This is a genomic window from Lentilactobacillus diolivorans DSM 14421, assembly GCF_001434255.1.
Taxonomy (GTDB): domain Bacteria; phylum Bacillota; class Bacilli; order Lactobacillales; family Lactobacillaceae; genus Lentilactobacillus; species Lentilactobacillus diolivorans.
Genome location: NZ_AZEY01000025.1, coordinates 1 through 1,925 on the forward strand (window position 1 = coordinate 1; position 1,925 = coordinate 1,925).

At 44.4% G+C, this 1,925-nt stretch carries 2 protein-coding genes and 1 pseudogene; 2 read left to right on the forward strand and 1 reads right to left on the reverse strand.

Annotation, left to right across the window (positions count from 1 at the left end; all coding sequences use genetic code 11):
- The first annotated feature begins 79 nt into the window (after positions 1-79).
- Both FC85_RS15415 and FC85_RS03000 read left to right on the forward strand, forming a co-directional pair.
- The gene (locus FC85_RS15415) at positions 80-346 is read left to right on the forward strand and encodes a DUF6198 family protein (protein WP_235807821.1); all 267 of its coding nucleotides are present in this window, start codon (positions 80-82) and stop codon (positions 344-346) included.
- 99 nt (positions 347-445) lie between these two features.
- Positions 446-817, forward strand: a complete 372-nt coding sequence (locus FC85_RS03000) for a DUF1304 domain-containing protein (protein ID WP_021354596.1) — start codon at positions 446-448, stop codon at positions 815-817.
- 145 nt (positions 818-962) lie between these two features.
- On the opposite strand, the pseudogene FC85_RS15645 reads toward FC85_RS03000, so the two are convergent.
- A pseudogene (locus FC85_RS15645) lies at positions 963-1,723 on the reverse strand (ISL3 family transposase); the annotation flags it as partial.
- Positions 1,724-1,925: the final 202 nt, after the last annotated feature.

Sequence of the window (1,925 nt, forward strand, 5' to 3'; positions counted from 1 at the left end):
TGGTCGTTTTAGCGTTTTTAGCACTATTACTTAAGAGATTTTAGACAGCTTCTTAGCTTGACAATTCAAGTGGAAAAAATTGCTACTAACGATGCTAAGTGTTTTAGTATTAGGGGTTGGCGCCTTTTGGGAAATTTCATCTACCTCCATAATAATGCCCGGAGAAGGATTGGCAAGAGCTGTTTCTGTCGGGGTTAAAATACCATTCCCAACTGCCAAGATTTGGGGTGACAGTAGCATGGTCATGGTACCAGTGCTTCTTGCTCTGGCAGTCTTTCATTCGTTGACAGGTATTCGTGAAGGAACCATCATTGCGGTCTTTTTAGTTGGCCATATTGTTTTATAAATCCGGAAATTGGTGATATAAGCGACACTGAGTAGTTCACATTTGTAAGGTGGTTTAGACGCGCAATTCATAGCCCTTTTCTATACTAGGAGGATCATGATGATTATTTTGAAAGATATTTTTGTTATATTTGTCGCAGTAGAGGCGTTGCTCATTATGTTGCTTGAAATGTTTGGCACGCAAACTAAAATAGCACGCAACGCTTTCGACTTGTCGAAGAAATACTTGGCAATTAAAGAAGCACGCATGTCAATGGCCAACCAAGGCCTATACAATGGCTTCGTTGGCGTCGGTATCGTATACGCCCGATATGGTCTCACTGGTATGGCTTCGCTTCACGTCCAAGTCCTATTTATAGGTTTTGTTGTAATTGCTGCGCTGTTCGGTTCTGTAACAGCAAACAAAAAGATTATTTTCACGCAAGGAGGGCCCGCACTTTTTGCGCTTGGCTTTCTCTTGTTTGTGAATTAAATCACGGAACAGTCCATTTGTGATACGATATTACACTAACCCAAAGTAAGCTTGCGCCCATATGGGGCTTTTAAAACTTGCGGAAGCGAGCTTGACGTCTGGCTAATAATTCTTCCGGCGGCAAATTTTGTAACATCTCAAACTCTTCAATCGTCCGGCCCATTAATTGAATAATGTGGAACCGATCAATAATGAGTTCGGCGTTAGGGAATAGTTCGTGCACGAATGCCTGATAGGAGGCGTTCATGTCCATGATGACGCGTTGAACCGCGGCCCGTTCTGCGGTGCTGTACTGACTAAGAAAGAACTGTTTGATGGTTCTATTAAGGCGGTCGCTAAGTACTTTAACTGATTTGTGAGTGTCGGCGTCAATGCAAATAAACGACATGGAGCCGTGCGTGGAACGGAATTCATCAAAGCATAGATTAATCGGTAACCGGCGGCTCGCGTGTGGATGAATATTAGCCGTCAAAATACGCTGAACTGAGTTTGTCGAAATACCGGTGAGACTGGCGATAGTCTTAGCCGGGAGTGATTTACTGGCTAGCTTCAGCACATGAGTCGCTAGTCCGTGACCGATGGCGTGGTTGGTTGATACCACTGGAGTGGTGGCCGTACAAGTGCTATGGCAGTTACTACAACGCCAGCGTTGCTTGTTTAGCTCTAGAATTACGGGCCGGTCCATGGTCCTGCAATGTGGACATGAGTGAGCTTGTGTCCGTTAGGGTGCAACGTATTGTATCCACAGCTGGGACAGTGCCTGAGTGTGTAGGTAAGCTCTGCCTGGATGACCAAATACTTTTTGCGACCCGAGCCCCGACCATGAAATTCCTCACGAGTACCGAACACCTGAATGTTTGTGTCTGTAATTCCCAGTAATTTAAGTGTATTATCTAGTTGAGACATCTATTCCTACCCCGCTTATCTTGAGTTTCGTCGCTTAAAGCATAGCACTAGGGAGGCTTAGATGCCTTTTTTTGTTGTCAAAAAGGTCCTAGTACGCCTAGTACTTTTGGAATGGAAATACTTTCCAACGCCAAAAATTCTAGACCCGATATTTAATAACCGCTAGCTGACCAGAGCTAAGGCGGTTATTTTTTTTGCTGAC

Excerpts from the sequence above, each read along its gene's own strand:
- FC85_RS03000 (WP_021354596.1), top strand. The coding sequence starts at position 446 with ATGATTATTTTGAAAGATATTTTTGTTATATTTGTCGCAGTAGAGGCG.